The sequence below is a fragment of the Methylocystis sp. IM3 genome, from assembly GCF_038070105.1.
GTDB lineage: Bacteria > Pseudomonadota > Alphaproteobacteria > Rhizobiales > Beijerinckiaceae > Methylocystis.
Genome location: NZ_JBBPBZ010000004.1, coordinates 163,233 through 181,985, shown reverse-complemented (window position 1 = coordinate 181,985; position 18,753 = coordinate 163,233). Strand labels below are relative to the sequence as shown.

General features: G+C 62.8%; 21 protein-coding genes. 14 read left to right on the top strand and 7 right to left on the bottom strand.

What is annotated here, in order from left to right; translation table 11 throughout:
- Positions 1-55 precede the first annotated feature (55 nt).
- Genes WOC76_RS21085 through WOC76_RS21025 form a run of 13 tightly spaced genes read left to right on the top strand, consistent with a single transcriptional unit; the run spans position 56 to position 12,687 of the window.
- Positions 56-778 carry a lytic transglycosylase domain-containing protein gene (locus WOC76_RS21085; RefSeq protein ID WP_341102044.1) on the top strand — a complete coding sequence of 241 codons (723 nt, stop codon included), beginning with the start codon at positions 56-58 and terminating at the stop codon, positions 776-778.
- On the top strand, positions 775-1,089 hold the full coding sequence (locus WOC76_RS21080) for a TrbC/VirB2 family protein (RefSeq protein WP_341102046.1): 315 nt from the start codon (positions 775-777) through the stop codon (positions 1,087-1,089). The genes WOC76_RS21085 and WOC76_RS21080 overlap by 4 nt, the downstream gene beginning before the upstream one ends.
- Before the next feature lie 2 nt (positions 1,090-1,091).
- Positions 1,092-1,388 carry a type IV secretion system protein VirB3 gene (locus WOC76_RS21075; protein WP_281932784.1) on the top strand — a complete coding sequence of 99 codons (297 nt, stop codon included), beginning with the start codon at positions 1,092-1,094 and terminating at the stop codon, positions 1,386-1,388.
- A gap of 5 nt (positions 1,389-1,393) precedes the next feature.
- Complete coding sequence (locus tag WOC76_RS21070; RefSeq protein ID WP_341102057.1) at positions 1,394-3,808, top strand: VirB4 family type IV secretion system protein; 2,415 nt, start codon at positions 1,394-1,396, stop codon at positions 3,806-3,808.
- A complete protein-coding gene (locus WOC76_RS21065; RefSeq protein ID WP_341102058.1) occupies positions 3,808-4,611 on the top strand; it encodes a hypothetical protein in 804 nt (267 codons plus the stop codon). The genes WOC76_RS21070 and WOC76_RS21065 overlap by 1 nt, the downstream gene beginning before the upstream one ends.
- Before the next feature lie 14 nt (positions 4,612-4,625).
- On the top strand, positions 4,626-5,339 hold the full coding sequence (locus WOC76_RS21060; protein ID WP_341102059.1) for a conjugal transfer protein: 714 nt from the start codon (positions 4,626-4,628) through the stop codon (positions 5,337-5,339).
- A gap of 4 nt (positions 5,340-5,343) precedes the next feature.
- A complete protein-coding gene (locus WOC76_RS21055; RefSeq protein ID WP_341102061.1) occupies positions 5,344-5,616 on the top strand; it encodes a hypothetical protein in 273 nt (90 codons plus the stop codon).
- Positions 5,613-6,704 (top strand): type IV secretion system protein, encoded by a 1,092-nt coding sequence (locus tag WOC76_RS21050; protein ID WP_341102063.1) that lies wholly within the window; start codon positions 5,613-5,615, stop codon positions 6,702-6,704. Before WOC76_RS21055 ends, WOC76_RS21050 begins: the two co-directional genes overlap by 4 nt.
- Positions 6,704-7,477, top strand: a complete 774-nt coding sequence (locus WOC76_RS21045; RefSeq protein WP_341102065.1) for a virB8 family protein — start codon at positions 6,704-6,706, stop codon at positions 7,475-7,477. Before WOC76_RS21050 ends, WOC76_RS21045 begins: the two co-directional genes overlap by 1 nt.
- Positions 7,474-8,292, top strand: coding sequence for a P-type conjugative transfer protein VirB9 (gene virB9 / locus WOC76_RS21040; RefSeq protein ID WP_341102067.1), 819 nt, complete (start codon positions 7,474-7,476; stop codon positions 8,290-8,292). The genes WOC76_RS21045 and virB9 overlap by 4 nt, the downstream gene beginning before the upstream one ends.
- Before the next feature lie 9 nt (positions 8,293-8,301).
- Positions 8,302-9,603, top strand: coding sequence for a type IV secretion system protein VirB10 (gene virB10, locus WOC76_RS21035; protein ID WP_341102070.1), 1,302 nt, complete (start codon positions 8,302-8,304; stop codon positions 9,601-9,603).
- Positions 9,581-10,630 carry a P-type DNA transfer ATPase VirB11 gene (gene virB11, locus WOC76_RS21030; RefSeq protein WP_341102071.1) on the top strand — a complete coding sequence of 350 codons (1,050 nt, stop codon included), beginning with the start codon at positions 9,581-9,583 and terminating at the stop codon, positions 10,628-10,630. The genes virB10 and virB11 overlap by 23 nt, the downstream gene beginning before the upstream one ends.
- Before the next feature lie 14 nt (positions 10,631-10,644).
- Positions 10,645-12,687 carry a type IV secretory system conjugative DNA transfer family protein gene (locus WOC76_RS21025; protein ID WP_341102074.1) on the top strand — a complete coding sequence of 681 codons (2,043 nt, stop codon included), beginning with the start codon at positions 10,645-10,647 and terminating at the stop codon, positions 12,685-12,687.
- 220 nt (positions 12,688-12,907) lie between these two features.
- On the opposite strand, the gene WOC76_RS21020 is transcribed toward WOC76_RS21025, so the two are convergent.
- On the bottom strand, positions 12,908-13,657 hold the full coding sequence (locus tag WOC76_RS21020) for a dCTP deaminase domain-containing protein (RefSeq protein ID WP_341431579.1): 750 nt from the start codon (positions 13,655-13,657) through the stop codon (positions 12,908-12,910).
- Positions 13,658-13,758: 101 nt separating this feature from the next.
- Between WOC76_RS21020 and acpS the strand changes: the two genes are divergently transcribed.
- Positions 13,759-14,142, top strand: a complete 384-nt coding sequence (gene acpS, locus WOC76_RS21015; protein ID WP_341102078.1) for a holo-ACP synthase — start codon at positions 13,759-13,761, stop codon at positions 14,140-14,142.
- Between the two features lie 2 nt (positions 14,143-14,144).
- Here acpS and WOC76_RS21010 read toward each other — a convergent pair whose 3' ends face one another.
- From WOC76_RS21010 to WOC76_RS20985, 6 genes are all read right to left on the bottom strand, one after another.
- A complete protein-coding gene (locus tag WOC76_RS21010) occupies positions 14,145-15,050 on the bottom strand; it encodes a nucleoside triphosphate pyrophosphohydrolase family protein (RefSeq protein ID WP_341102080.1) in 906 nt (301 codons plus the stop codon).
- Positions 15,051-15,084: 34 nt separating this feature from the next.
- Positions 15,085-16,131 carry a nucleotide kinase domain-containing protein gene (locus tag WOC76_RS21005; protein ID WP_341102081.1) on the bottom strand — a complete coding sequence of 349 codons (1,047 nt, stop codon included), beginning with the start codon at positions 16,129-16,131 and terminating at the stop codon, positions 15,085-15,087.
- Positions 16,132-16,217: 86 nt separating this feature from the next.
- Entirely contained in the window at positions 16,218-17,072 is an 855-nt protein-coding gene (locus tag WOC76_RS21000; protein ID WP_341102083.1) for a thymidylate synthase, read from the bottom strand.
- Positions 17,065-17,967 carry an ImmA/IrrE family metallo-endopeptidase gene (locus WOC76_RS20995; RefSeq protein ID WP_341102085.1) on the bottom strand — a complete coding sequence of 301 codons (903 nt, stop codon included), beginning with the start codon at positions 17,965-17,967 and terminating at the stop codon, positions 17,065-17,067. Before WOC76_RS20995 ends, WOC76_RS21000 begins: the two co-directional genes overlap by 8 nt.
- Complete coding sequence (locus WOC76_RS20990) at positions 17,967-18,332, bottom strand: helix-turn-helix domain-containing protein (protein WP_341102086.1); 366 nt, start codon at positions 18,330-18,332, stop codon at positions 17,967-17,969. Before WOC76_RS20990 ends, WOC76_RS20995 begins: the two co-directional genes overlap by 1 nt.
- Entirely contained in the window at positions 18,329-18,640 is a 312-nt protein-coding gene (locus WOC76_RS20985) for a hypothetical protein (protein ID WP_341387465.1), read from the bottom strand. The genes WOC76_RS20990 and WOC76_RS20985 overlap by 4 nt, the downstream gene beginning before the upstream one ends.
- Positions 18,641-18,753: the final 113 nt, after the last annotated feature.

Genomic DNA, 18,753 nt, shown 5'->3' with positions numbered 1-18,753 from the left:
TGCGCCATAGGTGCGATTACGTTTACCATATACTTTAGTAGACGATGGAGGCAAGATGCGCGGCCCGGCTCTCGGAATTGTCCTCGCTTGCGTCACTGGGCCGCAAGCTCTCGCGGGCGAAGCGGCGATGATCGCGCGCGGCCGCGCCTTGGAAGCGGTCGTCTCGCCCTCGGGCAAGGTGGTTCCAGCGCCCGTCGCGGGCTCAGAGGTCGAACGCGCGACCGAAGGCGGCGCGAAGAAGACCGAGAGTTGCCCGGGACCCGGGCCGATGCCAGCGAGCGCTGCGCGCGACCTCGTCGAGAGGATCGCCCATGAGGAGAATTTCTACCCCGACTTCGTGTCGGCCGTAGCGCGCGCTGAGTCCCGCTTTCAGAGCGACGCGGTTTCGCCGCGCGGAGCGATCGGGCTCATGCAGCTCGAGCCCGAGACCGCCAAGCATTATGGCGTCAACATCTGCGACCCTGCCGATAACGTCAGAGGCGGGGTCCGGTTTTTGCGCGACTTGCACAGCCGCTATCGGAATCCGCTCTTCATCCTCGCTGCCTACAACGCCGGCGAGAAGGCGCTCGTCGAGCATGGCGGCATTCCACCCTTTCCGGAGACCGTGAACTTCGTGGCCGCGGTCGTGAACGACTTCTACGACTGGCCCAAGATCGACGGAAAGACTCGCGATGACCGCGGCTCTGGCGCCGCGCCGCCGCAAATAGAAAGCGCCAAGGACCATAATTGGCGGTCTGGCTTCGTCTGGAATCTCGAACAGAATGGTGAACAGGAATGAGTCATTTTAGCAAAGCTGGTCGCGGCAAAATTTCCTTTCTCGCCGCGCTGGCGCTGCTCCACGCAAGCTCTCCCGCTTTTGCGACGGGCGGCACGCTTTCCCCCGTGCAGTCGACTCTGCAAACGCTCGTGCAAACCCTCACAGGGCCGATCTCGACGTCTCTCGCCATCCTCGCCGTCATCGCCGCCGGTTTCCTGGCTTGGGCGGGCCGAATGACCTGGGGCATCGCCGGCTCGATCATCTTCGGCATCGTGCTGGTCTTCGGCTCGACGCAAATCGTCCAGTTCTTTCAGTCCTCCGTCGGCGGCTGACGATGAGCAACGCGGATCTCGAGAAGCCGATGATCGTCCCGCTCGTCAAAGCGTTGACCCGGGCCCCGACCATCGTCGGCGTTCCCTACATGTATTTCATGTTCGAGATGGTCGTGACCTCGGTGATCTTCCTCGCGACGCACAACCTGTTCAACCTCCTTTGGATCATCCCCTTCCATCTCTTCGGCTACGTCATGACCTTGAGAGACGACCGGATCTTCGAGGTCCTGTTCGTGCGATCCTCCAAGTGCCCGCCGCGTTCCCGAGAATTCTGGGGTTGCGACTCCTATAAGATTTGAGGGGCTTGATGCTGCGGGCGCTGCAGAACCAGATGAGCTTTGGCGCGGTGTCACGGCGGGAACGCCCGGTCTCGTCGCATCTGCCGTATCTGCGCCACGTCGACGACTTTATCGTCAAATCCAAGTCCGGCCTCTTGATGAACTTCATCAAGCTGGAAGGCTTCTCGTTCCAGACTGCGGACTGGTCCAGCATCAACGTCCGCATGCTCGGCCGCAACGACCTCGTGCGCACGCTCGGCAACAGCCGCTTCGCGCTGTATTCGCATATCATCCGGCGCGAGATCGAACCGACAATCCCGTCGAGTTTCGATAACGCCTTCTGCCGGGAGCTCGACGAGCGCTATCACACGGCGCTTTCAAAGCGGCGGATGTTCGTCAACGACCTCTACCTCACGATCGTCCGCAGGCCCCTGCAAGGCCACGCCGGAACCTTTGAAGCGCTGATGCAGACGGTCCTGGGCAAGAAGACCGACGACGGCGACTCCTTCGACCGGCAAGAGACGCAAGCCGAGCTGCGAGACATTACGACGGCTGTCCTCTCCGCCATGTCTGCCTATCGTCCGCGCCTTCTCAAGGTCGTCGAGCGGGCAGGGGTCTGGTTCTCGGAACCGCTCGAATTCCTGGTCCAGCTCGGCAATGGCGCCATCCCGAGGCCGATGCATCTTCCCAGAATGTCGCTCGACCAGGCGCTGGCGACGAAGCGCGTGTTCTTCGGCAAGAACGCGCTCGAAATCCGCGGCGCATCGGCCAACGAGACCCGCTTTGGCGCGGCGCTGTCGGTGAGGGAATATCCAGCGCAGACCGGGCCGGGCTTTCTCGACAATCTCCTGACCATCCCGCATGAATTCGTCGTCGCGCAATCCTTCGCGATCATCGACCGCCCCGTCGCCCAATCCCATATCGACCGCGTCGCGCGCCAGATCGACATGTCCGACGAGGCGGGGTCCATCGTCGCCGAGCATTTGAACGACGCGCGGGACGAACTGCTCGCCTCCGAGGCCCTCTACGGCGAGCACCATATGACGGTGCTGGCGTTAGGTAAGAGCATGCAGGAGGTCGACGCCGCGGTCACGGCGGCGGGGGCGGCGCTCACCGACCGCTCCGTGATCTGGGTGCGCGAAGACCTCAATATGGAACCGGCCTTCTGGGCGCAGTGGCCCGGAAACTTTCCCTATATCGCCCGGAATTCCATCATCAGCTCGAAAAACCTGGCGGGCTTCGTCTCCTTGCATAATTTCCCGAGCGGCTCGCCTGCTGGCAATCATTGGGGGCCGGCGATCTCGGTGTTTCAGACGGCGTCGCAGACGGCCTATTTCTACAATTTCCACGTCGCTGATCTTGGGAATTTCACGGTCGTCGGCCCCTCGGGCTCGGGGAAGACCGTCTGGCTTTCCTTCATCGCGGCGCAGGCGCAGCGGCTGACGCCACGGCCGAAGCTCGTATTCGTCGACAAGGACCGCGGCGCGGAAACTTTCATCCGGGCGCTCGGCGGCCAATATGAGGCGCTCGAGCCTGGCACGGTCACCGGCTTCAACCCGCTGATGTTGCCCGACGGCGGCGAGACGCGGGAATTTCTCTACCGGCTCTTCTCCTTCCTGCTTCGGCCCAAGGGCGGCGCGGACACGGATCTCTCGGCCACCGAAGAGCAGGTCATCCGCAATGCGATTAAGACCGTCGTCTCCGGCCCGCGAGAGGGACGGAACCTTCCTGCTTTCCAATCGCTGCTGCGGGGACGCATTCAGGCGAGCGAGGGCGATTTGGCCTCGCGACTGGAGCCGTGGATCCGCAAGGACCAGAACGGCTGGCTGTTCAACAACGCCGAGGACCGCTTCTCGCTTCACGCGATCTTTGGCTTCGACATGACGCGCGTCCTCGACAATCCGACGATCCGCACGGCGGCGCTGCTCTATATTTTCCATCGCATCGAGGAACTGATCGACGGGACGCCGATCATGGTCTTCCTCGACGAAGGCTGGCGGCTGCTCGACGACGAGGTTTTCTCGTACTTTATCAAGGACAAGCTCAAAACCCTGCGCAAGCAGAACGGCATCATTGGCTTTGGCACCCAAAGCGCCGCCGACATCGTGCGCTCCAGGGCCGCGAATACACTGATCGAGCAGACCGCGACCAATGTGTTCTTCGCCAATGCCAAAGCGGATGACGAAAGCTACCGCAGGGCCTTCCAGCTGTCCGACCGGGAAATGCGCTGGATCCGGGAGACGGTCCCCGAGGCGCGGTCCTTTCTGATCAAACAGGGGCAGGATTCGGTCATCGCCAAATTGGACCTCGGCGGCATGCCGGAGTTCATCAAGGTGCTCTCCGGGCGCACCGAGACGGTATCCGAGCTCTATTCGTTAATGGGGGAGGTCGGGAGCGCGCCGGAGGCCTGGCTGCCAGTTTTCATGGGGAGGACGGCCTGATGCGCCTTCTCCTCACGTCAGCTTTTCTTCTCGGCTCAGCGACCGCCGCCCTCGCCGATATTCCGGTCGAGGACGCCGAGCAACTCACGCAGAAGATTCAGACCTCGGCGCTGACGACCACCCTGGTCCCGGTGCAACAAAAGCAGCGCGACGGACAGAAGGGGATCGATTGCGCGACCCACACCGGCCAGAAGGGCGCGGTGCAGAACAACACCGCGACGCCCAGTGCGTCCGCGGGCGCCGCCGCCGTCCAAAACTATGACCCGCAAATGCCGCCGGCGCGCGCGGCAAACGCGACGGGGGCGACATTGGCGACGCAAAATTTCGGGTCGGCCGCGGGGGACGTCGTCGCGGGCAATACGGCGACGCAGGTGACGATCGTCAGCAACGGGCCGACCTACCAGAGCGCCTCCGGCCTCATCGGCGGGTCGCCGACGATCATGGCCGGCTATGACCAGAATTCCTCTGGCGGGACGCAGAACGGCGTCAGCTGGAACCAGGTGCTCGCAACCGCCAATCTGCTCGTCAGCGCCTATAACGCGATCAATATGATGCGCGTGTCGCAGGCGAGCCAGGCCGCGCGCGGCATGAGTTTTACGTCCTTCCCCTCAGGAAGCGGGCTTCTCGCCACCAATTCGATTTGCGGCGCTGGCTACCGCGGCGGCGGCACGGCGAATAGTCCCTGCATCCTGGCCTCGAGCCAGTTCTGCCAGTCGCTGTTCGATGGCGGCTGCGTGGAGCGCCGCGTCACCGATTCGCTCGGAAACGTCATCGTTTATCTCGAACGCGCATCGTCGCATTAGAAAAAGGACTTTGCATGAAACGGGCGATATTGGCCTTCTGCCTTGCGAATCTTTTGCTCGTTCGCGGCGTCCATGCCCAGGTTGCGGTGATCGACGCCGCCAATCTCTCCCAGTCACAGCAGACGGCGACGAACACCAAGCAAATCCTCTCGACCGATCAGGATATTCTTTCCAATGTGCAAAAGACCCTGCAAGCCGTGACCGGAGACCGCTCATCGCTGGCGCAAGGGCCGCTGGCGCAAATGGCGCTCGGCGGCGGCTTTTCGATGGGGAGCGCGCCGTCGCTCGGCTCGGTGATTTCAGGGGGCCCGCTGTCTTTCGCTGGGCTTGGCGGCGACTCTCAGCAAATCATCTCGGCGCTGATCAATGGGCTCAATCTCGTCAAAACACTCTCCGGGCTGCAAGGCGCGCTCCCAAGCGACAAGGCCTATCTCAACTCTTCGAATACGGCTCAACTCATCCTGGGGCTTATCAACTCGACCCAAGGGACGGTCAAGAACGCCAGCAACGCTTACACCTCCGGCGGGCAGCAGATCGGAAGCTCCCCCGACGTAAAAGGCTCGATCGATCAGAATTCGCAAATCCAAACGCAGAATGGCCAGTCGATTGTTCAGCTCAATGGCGCTGTCAATACGGCCGCGGCGGCGGCCAATCAGGCCAATCTCGATCGCATCGCCGCGCTTTCCGCCGCGGCCCGCGCCATGCAGTTTCGACCCTACGGACAATAACGCAATGCGGCTTCTCTTTATGGCGAGCGCCGCGCTGCTCGCAGGCGCGCTCTCGGGCTGTGGCTACAAGCCGTTGGAGGCGCCTTGCGCCATGTCCGAGGGCGGCATGCCCGCGGCGGCGGAACAACCCATGCCCGAGCCGGCGGGCCCGCAACAGAACGCCGTGCAAGCCCTGTTCTATGCGGAGCCGGAGGCGGCGCGCGCGCCCGCGCCCTTCAGCTCCGCCGCCGGCGACTGCGGCCCCTTGCGCCCGATCAACGCGGAGCGGCTTAAGTGACCGTCCTGCAGAACTGCTCGGCGCAGAATTACGGATCCGGGATCATTCCCCAGATTCTCTCCGGCGTCGACCAGACCGGCTGCACCTATGTCCAGGGCGCTTTTCAGGAGCTCGCTCGAGATGTGACCGCGGGCGGGGCAGGGGCTTCGATCGCCTCGCTCCTTCTCATCGCCTATGTGATCTTCTGGGGATTTGGCGTCTGGTCAGGGACCGCTACGGGAACTGCCACCGACGCCGCCTTCCGGCTGTTGCGCGCCTTTGTGATCTATGCGCTCGCAACCTCCTGGAGCGACTTCACGAGCTTCGCCTACACGCTCTTCAACGACGGGCCGGCGGCGATCGGCAACCGGCTGCTCAGCGTCGGCAACAATAACACTTACACATCGCCAAACGCCGTTGTCTCTGCGCTGGAAGCGATCTGGAACCAGGTCGCGCAAGGCTTTCAGCTGCATTTCGCCTTCAGCCTGCAATCCTTCGCCTCGGCCCTCGTTGGGCTCGCTTGCGTGATCATCATCGCGCTGTTTCTGGCGGTCGCCACCTTCACGATCATCCTCTCGAAGGTTTTTCTTTGGCTGATCCTCGGCATCGCGCCCTTGATGATTCTGCTGCTGCTTTTTGACGCTTCCTCGCGCTTCTTTTCTGGCTGGCTCTCCGCCGCCGTCCTGTATGCGATGCTCCAGGTGCTGGTTTACGCCTTTCTCGCCTTCTACCTCACCGTCACACAGCCGATCTTCGCGGGTCTTGGCGCCGCGATCAACAGCGGTCAGGTCGATTGGGGCGCGCTCGCGCCTTTCTTTCTCGTCGGCCTGACCGGCCTTTTCCTTTTGAGCCAACTCCCCGGCATGGCCGCGGCGATCGCCGGCGGCATTCCGCTCTATGCGACGACGATTGGCGGACTCTGGCGCTCGATCACCGCGAACGGCGCGTTGGCCGCCTCAGGCGCCTATCGCGCCCGCGTGCCTTTCGGCTACGGCGCGCGCTTCGGCGTCGATCGGTCGCTGCAGGATCGCCTCACGCGGGCCCGCTACGAGCGCATCTACGGCCAGCGCGCCGCCGATGTGCTCGCCAAGAAAATGGACCGGATTTGATGATGTGGGAATTGCCGTTTCGCCGCCTCTCCCGCAGAGCCCTGCGCGAAGAGTTAGCGCCCATTGCGCCGGGCCCCGGGGGTTCCGCGGCAGGGGAGGGCGCGCGCTACTACCAGGAGGGCGGAACCTGGGAAGAGGATCGTACGCTCTGGAAAAACTCCTCGCTCTCGATCGCCTGGATCGTCGCAGCCGTGATGACCGTCATCGCGCTTGGCGCGATCGTGTCGCTCGCAAGCCTCGCGCCGCTCAAGACCTTTGAGCCTTATATGATCGTCGTCGACAAATCCTCGGGTTTCGTCGAGGTCAAGCGGCCGATGGCTGAGGGAGCGCTCAGTCAAGACGAAGCCGTCACCATGTTCAACGTCGTGCGCTATGTGAAGGCGCGCGAGACCTATGATCCCAAGGCGCTCAAGGACAATTTCGATCTCGCGCAGCTGCTCTCGACCGGCGACGCCGCCCGCGACCTCACCGAAATTTTCAGCCCGGCCAATCCGAAGAACCCGGTAAAAACCTTCGGCGCCACCACGGAAGTCGCCGTCTCCGTCAAATCGGTGACGTTCCCAAACCAGCGCACGGCGCTGGTGCGCTTTGGCACGGATGAAAAATCCGCCTCCAACATCGTCCATCGCGACTGGGTGGCGCTGGTGCGTTTTCGCTATTCCGGCTCGCCCATGTCGAACCAGATGCGCTTTGATAATCCGCTCGGCTTCCAGACGACCGAATACCGCCGCGACCAGGAAACGGTCCCGACCGCGCCGGGAGCCGAGAAATGATCCGGCGTCTCGGCTTCCCCCTCCTTCTCGGCTTGCTCGCGATCGGCGCTGCGAGCCTCGCGCAGGCGGAGGAGTCTCCTTGGGCGGGCCGCTACGACGCTCGGGTGCGAGAAGTCAGTTTTCGCCCCGACGAGGTCGTCGCCATCAACGGCTCCTATGGCGTCTCGACGATGATCGTGCTGGGCGAGGACGAGAAGATCGAGACATTGGCGCTCGGCGATTCGCTCGCCTGGAAAGTCGAGCCCAACAAGCGCGGCAACATCATCTTCGTCAAGCCGGTGGAGAAGAACGCGTTCTCCAATTTGAACGTCGTCACCTCAAAGCGCATCTATTCGTTCCTTCTGCGGGCGGATTTCCGGCAGGGAAGGGCGCAAGTGTTCAAGGTGCGTTTTCGCTTCCCCGACGACGAGGCCGACGCCAGGCTGATCGCCCTCGCCAAGGAGCGCGCAAGCTATCCCAACACCAAGAATTTCAACGTCGCCAACGCCAACAGCGATTACGCCTACAAAGGCTCCTCGCTCTCAAAGCCGACCGCGGTCTTCGACGATGGCGTCAAGACGTGGTTTCGCTTTGCGCCTGATCAGGAGACGCCGGCGATCTTCGTTGTCGACCGCGATCGCAGGGAGAGCGTCGTCAATTTCCATAAAGAAGGTCCTTACATCATCGTCGACAAGGTCAATTTCCAGTGGACGCTGCGCAACGGCGCTGAAGCGACCTGCGTCTTCAATCGGCGGCTGAATAATCTCCACGAACCTGACGGCCTTGAGCCCTATGCGCCAGAGCACGTGGGCTTCAGCGGCCTTCAATTTTGGTAAGGAGCGCACATGCCATCGCCCGAACATTATCGTTCGCTCGAGCTCGAAGACGCGGCGAGAAGCTCGGTCCGGCGTTCGTCGCACGTGATGGGGAATTTCATCAAAATCGGCGTCCCCAGCGTCGCGGCGCTCTTCGTCGGCTGGATGGTTTACGCCTCCCAGCATAAGGAGACGCGGCTGATGACCACGCCGGAGAAAGAGGAGTTCCATACCACCGCTTTTCCCGCGCCCGCCATCGACCAGCGCCCAAATCTGGATCTCGGCAAGATGACGGCCCCGCCGCCGCCCCCAGCTGCCGAGGTTCCCCCGCCGCCGGTCGCCCCTCCCACGCCGCTTGTCGCGCCGCCGGCCTTCGAGACGGAGAGCGAACCGAAAGTCGACGATGCCGAGGCCCGGCGTCTCGCCGCGGAAGAGGAGCGACGGCGCTGGGAGCGGCTGCGCGCGCCCCAGCTCGTCGCAGATGGCGCACTCGGCGCGGCGGCAGGGAACAATGAGCAGGCAGCGGGCGGCGCCTCGGAAATCGCCGACGACGATCCCAACCGGCGTTTTCTCGCCCGCGCCGGCTCCGCCGGAGTCGAGCGCTCCATCGCGACGAAAAATGAGCGGATCGACGCCCTCGTGCCGCAAGGCACAATGGTGCGCGGCGAGCTGCTGACCGCGATCCAGAGCGACCTCCCAGGCTCCGTGAAAGCCATCACCCGCGAGGACGTCTGGTCCTTCGACGGCCGCCGCGTGCTCATCCCCTCGGGATCGACCCTGATCGGCGAATATCGCTCCGGGCTCGCCCGCGGGCAGACGCGGGTTTTCGTGGTCTGGACGCGGCTGTTGCGCCCCGACGGCGTCTCCGTTCAGCTGGGCTCCCCGGGGACCGACGACCTTGGCCGCGCGGGTAACTCCGGCTTCCTCGACAATCACTATGTTGAGCGCTTCGGGGCGGCCGTGGCGCTCAGCGTCATCGGCGGCGTCTCGCAGTTTGTCGCGATGCTTGGCCAAAACGTCAACAGCTACCAGCAACAAAGCCAATATGTGCTCGATCCCCTCACCGGCCAGCTCACCGCGGTCACGACGCTGCCCAATCAAAATCTGATCAACGCCCGGCAGATCGGCGCGCAGCAGGTTTCTCAGTCCCTGACCCGCCTCTCGCAAGAAGCGCTGCGGGAGTCGATCAACATCCCGCCGACCGTCTACGTCGACCAGGGCGCGCGCATCGTCGTCTTCATCAAGAAGGATCTCGACTTCTCTTTATTTTATCCCGACCCCGTCAAGGAGGAACTGAGGGAGCTGCGCCGTGAAGCCAAGGCTCGTCGATAAGGACGCGGGAGCCCATACGGTCTTCCTCGAAGACGCGCTCGGGCCGCTGCGGCAATGGCTGAACGACGAGACGGTCGTCGAAATCGTCGCCAATGGCCCGGGCGAGCTCTTCGTCGAGGTGATGGGGGAATCGGCGATGCGGCGCATCGAGGCGCCTGCGGTCACGAGCGATTGGATTCAGCATCTTTGCGAGCGCGTCGCGGGCTTCTCGCATCAAAGCGTCAATAGCGAGCACCCGCTGCTCTCGGCCGCGCTCGCCACCGGTGAACGCTTTCAGGGGGTGCTGCCGCCGGCGACGACCAACGGCGGAGCCTTCGCGATCCGCAAGCAGGTGATCAAGGAGCTCGCGCTCGAGGATTATCGGCGGATGGGCTCCTTCGAGCGGGTGAAGGTCTCCGCCGGTGATGAACTGTCCGAGGTCGACCGCGCGCTCTGCGAGCATTTGGACGCCGGGCGGATCGAGGCCTTCATCCGGCTCGCTGTCTGTAATCGCTATTCCATCTTGCTTTCGGGCGGCACCTCGTCAGGCAAGACCACCTTTCTCAACGCCATTTTGAAGGAAGTGGCCCTCGAGGAGCGGATCGTCACGATCGAAGACACCCGCGAGGTAAAGCCGCTACAGAAAAACTTCCTGCCGCTCGTCGCCTCCAAAGGCGACCAGGGTCAGGCGCGGGTGACGATCGAGAGCCTACTCCAGGCCGCCATGCGCCTGCGCCCGGACCGGATTTTTCTCGGCGAGATCCGGGGTTCAGAGGCCTATTCCTTCCTGCGGGCGGTCAACACCGGTCATCCCGGCTCTATCACGACCATTCACGCCGACAGCCCGGCAGGCGCGTTCGAGCAACTCGCGCTAATGGTCATGCAGAGCGGGCTCGGCCTGCGTAAGGACGAGATCATCTCCTATGTGAAAACGGTCCTGCCGATCGTGATCCAGCAGAGCCGACTGGGCGGCTGGCGCGGGACGTCTGAAATCTATTTTTCGCGCATGGCCGCCTGGAAGCAGGACGCCGCGGCGCGGGTCCGCTGAAAGATCGGCCGCCTATGATGCGGGAACATCTCGAGCGGCTGGTCATTGGGCTATTCTTGTCCCTCGCCGCGGCGCTGCTCTGGGTCGTGCCCTATGCGATCGTGACCGGCTTTCGTTCCGGCTTCTCCAGGCCTGCGCAGAAATGGGCGCTTCTCAAGAGGGTCACGACGGAAAATCCCCGCTTCGACCTCGAGCAGTTTCCGCCTCTCTCCTTCGATCACGGCTTTCCGCTCGCCTACAAGCATTTCTATGTCTATGCGCAGGACAAGCGCGTCTCCAACCTCGCGCTGGAAAACGGCGCCATCGCCGCTGGCCTCGTGCTCGCACTCTTCCTCGCCTTAGCGATCTTTCTCTACGCGAACCGCCGGTCAACGCTTCACGGCGACGCGCGCTTTGGGACGCTTTCCGAAGCGCGCCGGGCCGGGCTGGGGGCGAAGAGCGGAATTATCCTCGGCCGCCTCAACGGCCAGATGCTGGTCTCGGACGATCCGGGCCACGTGCTGATCGTCGGCCCGACCCGCACCGGCAAGGGCGTGAGCTTCGTGATCCCGAACGGCCTCGCCTGGCCCGGATCCATGGTGACGCTCGACATCAAGAGCGAGAATCTGAAATCCTTCGGCGCGGCGCGTGCGGCCAAGGGCGACGCCGTCTTCGTCTTTGCGCCGGGCTCGGCCTCCTCCCACCGCTACAATCCGCTGGACTATGTGCGGCCAGGGCCTGAGATGGCGACGGATTGCGCCAATATCGCGAGCTTCCTCGTCGTGACCGGCTCAGTCGAGAACGAATGGACGCTTGCCGCCCGCAAGACCGTCGCGGCGCTGCTCGGCTATGTGATGACGAGCATCCATTTCGAGAAGGCGCGGCATATTCGCTCCGCGGTGCGGGTGATCTCGACTGGGCACGACATCGCCGACGTACTGAAAACCATCGTCGCGACGGAAAATGACGGCTCCGTTCCCTCCTGGGTGTTCGACGCCTTCAATCAATTTGTGGCGATTCCCGACCGCACGCGCGGCTCGGTCATGTTCAACGTCAACAATGCTTTCGCGCCCTGGGACTCGCCGCTGATCTGCGCCGTGACGGAGGTGTCTGATTTCGATGTCCGCGATCTGCGTCGCAAGCGCATGTCGATATTCATCGGCTCGCCGCTTGCCGATCTCGAAAGCTACCGCCCGCTCATTCGTATTTTATTCCAGCAGATCCACGACGTGCTGATGCGAAACCTCCCTGGCGCCGACGAACCGCATCAGGTCCTTCTGCTCCTCGATGAATTCTACGCGCTCGGTCGGATGTCGTCTCTCGCCTCGAAGATCGCGGTCAGCGCCGGCTATGGCTTCCGGATGGCGATCGTGCTGCAAAACATCTCGCAGCTCGACGAGACCTATGGCAAGGCGATGCGAGAGACGCTCGTCGCCGGAGCGGCGCTAAAGCTCTTCGTCGCGATCAACGACAACGAGACCGCGAAATATGTCTCGGACGCGCTGGGGACCTACACGGCGACGCATACGACGAAGATGATGGGAGCCGGGCTCTCGCAATCTCGCGTGTCGCTCGGGCACATGGCGGCGCCCCTGCGGCGGCCGCAAGAATTGACGCGGATGGCGAAGGACAAGTCGATCCTGCTCGTCGCCAATGCGCGGCCGTTCGAGATTGCGAAGGTTTATTTCTTTCGTGATCGGCAGATGCGGCGGTTGATTAAGCAAACCGCGGTTCCGCTGATCGATCCGCCGCGTTTGCTACACTGGACCGAGCCCTCAGCGTGGCTGGATGCTCATTTCAAGTCGAGGCTGGCCTCGAAGGCGGCGCAAGCTGAGTCCGCTGCAACCCCCGTCTTGCATACGAACGAGAAATCCGACGCCGAAGCGCCGCCAGGAGACTCTAACCAAGAAGGCGCGCGAAAGCAGCGAGCGGACGTTGACGTGGAGAACGTCATCGCCAGGATAAACGCCGAGGCGCGGCAGGCAATTTCCTCGCACGCTGGCGACGAGATCGGATCTGCTCTGAAGAGTCTGACGGCAATCACAGAGAAAATCCGAAAAGATTGGACTGCCGCTTAGCTTCCGGACCCCTCAAGGGTTTTGGATTCATGGGTGGGGTCGAGGATGAATTGCAGGGCTCGGATAAAGTCGCCCTTCCAACCTTGCTCTCGCCAATGATGACGACGCTCTCGTCGGTTTGCAGTCAAAGCTTCCAAAATTTGTGCATTCACGATTTTTAGCCCGCTAGATTCACACCTTTGCCTTCCCTTTCTCTTAGCCGTCGCACGCCGCTGCTCGTTTATGGTCTAGCCGGCGGCGCCGACGTCGCCTGGGGGGCTGGAGCGGATCGCGAAGGGAGGATGTCCTTGAGCCAATTCACCGTTAGCGCGATCACAAGTGCAAGCGCGACTGCGCCGATGACGCGGTAGTAGGTCTGCTCCTTCTCAACGGCATGGACGCGGTCTCCGAGTGCCTTGTCAACGTCCTTGATCTTTTTCGAGAGGCTGGCAAAAGACTGCAGCTCACCGGCGACGGACGTGACCAGCTCGGGATCGATGCCCTCGTGGATGGTGCCGTCCTTCTTAAAGGCGGTCTCGCAGTCGAGGCTTGAGTACCAGATCAGAAAGATTGGTTGCCCGCGCTTGAGGTGGATCGGCACGGGGCCTGCATTGAAGACGGCGAAAGTTAGCTGGCCGCGATAGCCCGGATCTACGTGAAATCCCGACACATTGACGAGGCCTCGGAACTTGATCTTAGCGCGGATAGAGATGAAAGCCAGTGCATCGGCTGGAACTGAGACGATCTCCTCGGTAAGCAGGAAGGCGAACTGGCCGGGCGGAACGGTGAATGCCTCGCCGTCGCTAAGTTTACGGACGGTGACTGTGGTGGGATCGGCCGTCTGATCATTGGGCGAGACATAGACTTCGGGGCCGATGGACAACGTGTAGGCAGCACAGTCCACGCGTTCGGGCGCGAACGGGTCGATCAGCGTTTTGAGCCGCTCGCTGAGCGTTTCCCCGCTCCAGAACATGGCTGGTGGCTTGGTCATTACTTTGCTCCCCGTGGTCCCTATTATTCAGCCATCATTCGCCGCGCTCCTTGGTTTTGGACGCGCCTCGATCTGTTGGGCTCAAGGGAAAGAAGGCTTTCGTGAACTTCATCGGACACGGCATCGACCTTGTGGAGGTCGCCGAGATGCGGCGCTGGATCGACGATCCGCGCAACCCGCTCGTTCCGCGTTGCTTTGATCAGGCTGAGCTTGACGAGATCGGCAATGGGACCGATCGGGTCGAGCGCCTGGCGGGGCGGTTTGCCGCCAAGGAGGCGGTTCTCAAGGCGCTTGGGACGGGCTTCGGCGCTGGGATTGCGTTCACGGATGTCGTGATTCACCGCGCGCCGGGCGCAGCGCCGGAGGTCCAACTCGCCGGCGGCGCGCTGAAGACCGCAGCGGCGTTGGGGATAACCGCCTGGCGTCTCAGCATTAGCCATGCAGGCGGTTTGGCGATGGCGAGCGTTATCGCACTGGGGCCGTAGGCTCACGCGCGCGGCTCCTGACCATGCGAGGGGCCGAGGAAGGCGAGGCGCCGCGCGTCGAGATCGACGGCGATGCGGCCACCACGCGCGGCGAACACAGCGCGCCACACCTCGAACCCTTGCAGGATCGCCTGCTCCCACTCACCGGTGGTGCATTGGCGCACTTCCAGATGGGACGTCATGTCCTTGATCGTGCGCAAGAGCTGGAAATCGAGGGCGGCAACACCGTCGAGGAAGCGATGGCGACGCGCATAATCGAAGGCGAGCGCCGCTACGCCCTCTTCGATGACCGCCGCGCGGCCGCCGTCCTCCACCTCGTCGAGTAACGGCCGACTTTTGCGCTTTTTCCGGAGCAAGGCGCGCGCGATGGGCGACCAGCCCAGCACCGCGGCGTAAGCGAAGTGGAAAACATCGTGAAAGCGATATCCATCCGGATCGTAGGCATTGTCAGTGAGTTCTGCGCCGAAGGGCTTGCCGTCAATTAGAACACGTACCCGCTGGCGCGCTTCGCCGTCGACATCGATGAGCTCGACCTCAAACCGCCTCGGCAGGCGCTCGCCCTCGGGTAGCTCAGCGTCGAAGGTGAGCGGCTCGTTGCGCTCGCTCGCCCAGCGCTGCTTGACCTTGGCCAGGTTGGCGGTGGCAATATCAGAAAGTGAGAGTTCGAACTTGCTGGCGACGTTGGCGATGTACCAGAGTAGGTCGCCTAGTTCCTCAGACACGCGCTCTTTGAACAGGCGATGCGCTTCGCCGTCGCGCAAATGCTTCTTGTATTCGCTAAGTAGCTGACCGGTCTCGCCAGCTAGACCTAGCATCGGCACGATCAACGATGTGGCATCGTCGGCACCATCGCGAGCGGGCACACGATCGGTGCGCAATGCCTCCTTCTGATAGCTATTGAAATCCACGCTCGCCTCCTTCGGCCTCACCCACTGAAGCGCACTACGGCGCGTCTATGCTGATCTTGTCGTTGAGGTTCCATTTGGGGGGATAGAAGAGTTCGATCGGCTCGGGGGTCGGCTCGAACTTCTGCTTGATCCGGACACGGCCGGTCATTCCTGCGATCTGCGGGTGCGCCACGCGCGCATATTTATCGACTTCGCAGAACAGGTTCTGGCAGTCGATCAGCTGGAGCCGCCGGCCCCAGAGCGATTGGAAATCGAGACCCAGTCGCTCGAACTCCTGCTCCTGCAGGTCGGCCATCAACCGGATGAGCTCGGGCTCGTTCAGGCCGCCCGGATCGAGGAAGCATTTACGCAGGCCGTCGCGTGCCCCGGGGCCGGGCACGACAAAGTCCATTTCGCTGAAATCGGTGAGTTCGCTGTAATTGATGTCGGTGATGAACTGATAAGCGAGGAAGTCGCCGATCGTCGGATAGGCGCGCAGCTTCTCGAACCCCTCCTGCATCGTTCGGGTTTGGGCCAGCCGCTCGGCAAGCCGGTCCGCCATCATCCGTTCAAGCAGCAACAGATGATTCTGGTGCTTGGCCGGCCGTCCGAAGGCGCGGCTGCCCGGCGGCATGATGTATGCAGCCGAGTAGATGCGATGGCCGGCCTGCATCGCGCGCGAGAGCACCGCGTCATAGGCAGCGAAGCGATAGTCCTCGAAGGTGATCGGGCCAAGCGCGCGTTCGAGAAGCTCCCAGGTCTCGATCTTGTTGAACAGCTTGAACAGCAGGATGCGAAAGAACACTTCGCGCGGCGACTTGGGCAGGTCTTCGTGATAAATGACATGCCGGATGAGATATTGGCTGACCCGGTCGGACGCCCGGTAGGCGTTGGTGAATTTGAAGATCGCCAGCACCGGATTGCTGGTCCAGGGGCGCTTCTCACCGCGCGCGCGGCGAAAGAACACCGCCTGCCGTTCGGCGGCAAAGCGCCAATAACTCTCATAGACTTCCGACACCTTGGCCGGCGCGAGGTGTCGCAACACGATCGGCACGGGCGCCGGCGAAGCCGCCGCGGGCCGAACGGCGACAGGTAGCTCCATCGGCAGTAATGCGCTGGTTGCGCTTGGACGGTCTCTTAAGGGGCGGCCGCGCGGACGTTTCGACGGGATTTTGGGAGACCTCGAACTCAACGCGCTGCTCCGATGGCCATAGCGACTGTGGCGCGCCGCGCTGACGGCACAGCGGGCGGCGTCACGAGGGCCTGAGCGGCGACGATCAGCGGCGCGAAATCAGCGTCGTTTTTGGTGATCCGCTCAAGCTTGGCGACCCCGACCATAACGTTGAGGCGCGCAAGCGGCATACCCATCTCTTGGGCCATGAACGCGCCAAGCTGTGCCAGGCCGAGATAGTTGCCATAGGCCTTGTCGAAGATCTGCTGTGTGGCATAGAACGCGTTGGTGACAAGTCCGGCCGCGGTCGGCTCGAAGCTCACGTGCTGTAGGCAGGGAAAGCCGAGCTGCGCACTGGCCACATGGTCGCGGCCCGGATCGAAGGTGGTTGCCTGCAGCATCGAGCGGCGCACGCCTGTTCGCGAATTGAACTGAGACAAGATCCACTCCAGTTGATTGCCGTCGCAGGGGCCACGACCGTACATGGCTAGGCGCTCGAAATAGAGGCCGCGACCATTGGCCTTACGGTTCATTGCCTGCCAACGCGGGAATGTGGCGCAATAGAGGGTAAAGAAGCGTTTCCGGTCGCCGCGCGACATTTCCCAGAGGCGCTGCGGGAAAATGGTGAACGCGACGTCGTCTATCACAAGTCTCCCTTTGCGCATGAGTAGCCGATCGAGGGCTTGGCGCACCGCCGGGTCTTCGAGAGGTGCGCCGCTCTGGGTGAAGCCGCTCAGGCTCAGGATCAATGGCGCGACCTCGGTGCCAGCACCGTCAAGAACCTGCAACAGCAGCCGCGCCCAAGCGCGCGAGAGATTGGTGTCGTCGATCACCAGGGGCGGCGGCGGCGCGAGCATCTTCGCCTTACTCATCCGGGTCCTCCTCCAGATGGCGGAATTGCGCGAGACCGACATAGCCGTATGGCTCGCTTTTCTGGATCGGGGCGATGCGCACGAAGACGGCCCAGTCGCGAGCGGTCGCCTGGAATATTCCCGGCTTCACCGCCCGGAACAGGCGTCCGGCTGCAAAGTCGCGTTCGAACGCGAGCCCACCGCCCGTCACCTCGGTGCCGGGCGGCAGAAGGAGCAGCGTTTTGACCTCTGCATCCAAGGTGGGCGCGGTGCGATGGCGGTCGACGACGATCAGCGGTTCGGGCGTCAGCGCGCCCAGGATGTCGATGCGCAACGCCTTTGGGGTGACGCGTTGCAAAGCGGCGGCGCGACCGCGCGACAACATGTTCACGCCTGCTGAGAGGTGGGTCAGAAGCGTCGCGTAACCAACGCCGAACTCGCAGGCGATGGTGAAGATCTGCGCCGACGTCGCCGTTTCGGGGGTCCAGCCTCGGACCGAGAAGGCGCGGCGCAGGCCGATGATCGGCATGAGAATAAAGCCAGCGAAGGTGTCGGCCAGGAATTCCTTCGGGTCTTCCCATGGCTGCGCCTTGGCGTCCTCACGCAGTTCGTCGATCGAAGAGCCATGGCCGAAAACATGATGGCCGAGCTCGTGCGCGCAATTGTAGGCGCGGCGCGGCAGCGGCCGTCGCGCGGAGAGATGGATGCGCGGTGGGAGGCCCCGCTGATACATCCCTTCCATATTAATGTTGTTAAACCGCACCGCGACGCCCAGTGTCTCGCAAAGCCCGTAGATGCAGATCGGGCCCGCTTGGTCGAGCTTGGCCTTCGCCCGCGTCGCTGCGGCGGCCTGCATGGCTTGGGTCGCCAGGGCGCGGCGATCAAAGCTGGGCTTGAAGGTGCGCATCATGCTCATCAGCGATCGCCTTCGTTCGGGGTGGAATCGCTGCGCATGGCGGCCAGAAGCTTGAGCAGGCGTTCCAGGTCGTCAGGCTTGAGTTTCGAGAGTTCGCGTGCGGCGAGCTCGAGCCGGGGGTCCTGGGCGTCGAGCGTCTCTGGCGCCTCACCGAGCAGCCAGGCGACGCTGACGTCATAGATCTCAGCAAGCCGGGCGAGCTCGTCGGCCGAGACGCGACGATTGCCGGCCTCCATCTCGCTGACGGAGGGGCGATGCAGGCCGAGCATCTTGGCGACATGGCCTTGCGACAGGCCCGCGAGCTTGCGCGCCTCCTTCAGGCGCTCGGCGATCTGCGCACGCTTGCCGGAATCGAGTTCGGTCATGCCGCTGCCGCTTCTTTCTCGCTCTGCTTCTTGAGCAGCTCACAAACGAAGGCGGCGATTTCGTCGATGGAGCGCGGGAGCTTGGTCGTCTCGTCGACGAAGATGTTCACGTCGTTCGGGATGGTCGCGCCAGTCTCGGTGGCGATAATCGTGGTCGCGACAGGCCAGACCTTGCTGTCGAACTTGGGCAGGTTCTCGATGGGCTTGGTGGCGCCTGTGAGAGGCGGGCATTCGAGGCCGCTGTCGGCCTGAATTTGGCCGAGGACGGCGATCAGCGTCTCTTTTAATGCGGCAGAATCCAAGGGCACCTCCTAAATCCGACATGTGGTAAGATAATCTTACACGCGCGACGCGTCAAGGCTCTTCGGAAGGAAAGTTAGCTTACTTGAATTAGGTCCAACCCAACCCTAATATTGGGGTC

Excerpts from the sequence above, each read along its gene's own strand:
- WOC76_RS21080 (WP_341102046.1), top strand. The coding sequence starts at position 775 with ATGAGTCATTTTAGCAAAGCTGGTCGCGGCAAAATTTCCTTTCTCGCC.
- WOC76_RS21065 (WP_341102058.1), top strand. The coding sequence starts at position 3,808 with ATGCGCCTTCTCCTCACGTCAGCTTTTCTTCTCGGCTCAGCGACCGCC.
- WOC76_RS21020 (WP_341431579.1), bottom strand. The coding sequence starts at position 13,657 with ATGACCAAGCCACCAGCCATGTTCTGGAGCGGGGAAACGCTCAGCGAG.
- WOC76_RS21055 (WP_341102061.1), top strand. The coding sequence starts at position 5,344 with ATGCGGCTTCTCTTTATGGCGAGCGCCGCGCTGCTCGCAGGCGCGCTC.
- WOC76_RS20995 (WP_341102085.1), bottom strand. The coding sequence starts at position 17,967 with ATGAGCATGATGCGCACCTTCAAGCCCAGCTTTGATCGCCGCGCCCTG.
- WOC76_RS21085 (WP_341102044.1), top strand. The coding sequence starts at position 56 with ATGCGCGGCCCGGCTCTCGGAATTGTCCTCGCTTGCGTCACTGGGCCG.
- WOC76_RS21045 (WP_341102065.1), top strand. The coding sequence starts at position 6,704 with ATGATGTGGGAATTGCCGTTTCGCCGCCTCTCCCGCAGAGCCCTGCGC.
- WOC76_RS20990 (WP_341102086.1), bottom strand. The coding sequence starts at position 18,332 with ATGACCGAACTCGATTCCGGCAAGCGTGCGCAGATCGCCGAGCGCCTG.
- WOC76_RS21060 (WP_341102059.1), top strand. The coding sequence starts at position 4,626 with ATGAAACGGGCGATATTGGCCTTCTGCCTTGCGAATCTTTTGCTCGTT.
- virB10 (WP_341102070.1), top strand. The coding sequence starts at position 8,302 with ATGCCATCGCCCGAACATTATCGTTCGCTCGAGCTCGAAGACGCGGCG.
- WOC76_RS21075 (WP_281932784.1), top strand. The coding sequence starts at position 1,092 with ATGAGCAACGCGGATCTCGAGAAGCCGATGATCGTCCCGCTCGTCAAA.
- WOC76_RS21000 (WP_341102083.1), bottom strand. The coding sequence starts at position 17,072 with ATGAGTAAGGCGAAGATGCTCGCGCCGCCGCCGCCCCTGGTGATCGAC.
- virB9 (WP_341102067.1), top strand. The coding sequence starts at position 7,474 with ATGATCCGGCGTCTCGGCTTCCCCCTCCTTCTCGGCTTGCTCGCGATC.
- WOC76_RS21005 (WP_341102081.1), bottom strand. The coding sequence starts at position 16,131 with ATGGAGCTACCTGTCGCCGTTCGGCCCGCGGCGGCTTCGCCGGCGCCC.
- WOC76_RS21025 (WP_341102074.1), top strand. The coding sequence starts at position 10,645 with ATGATGCGGGAACATCTCGAGCGGCTGGTCATTGGGCTATTCTTGTCC.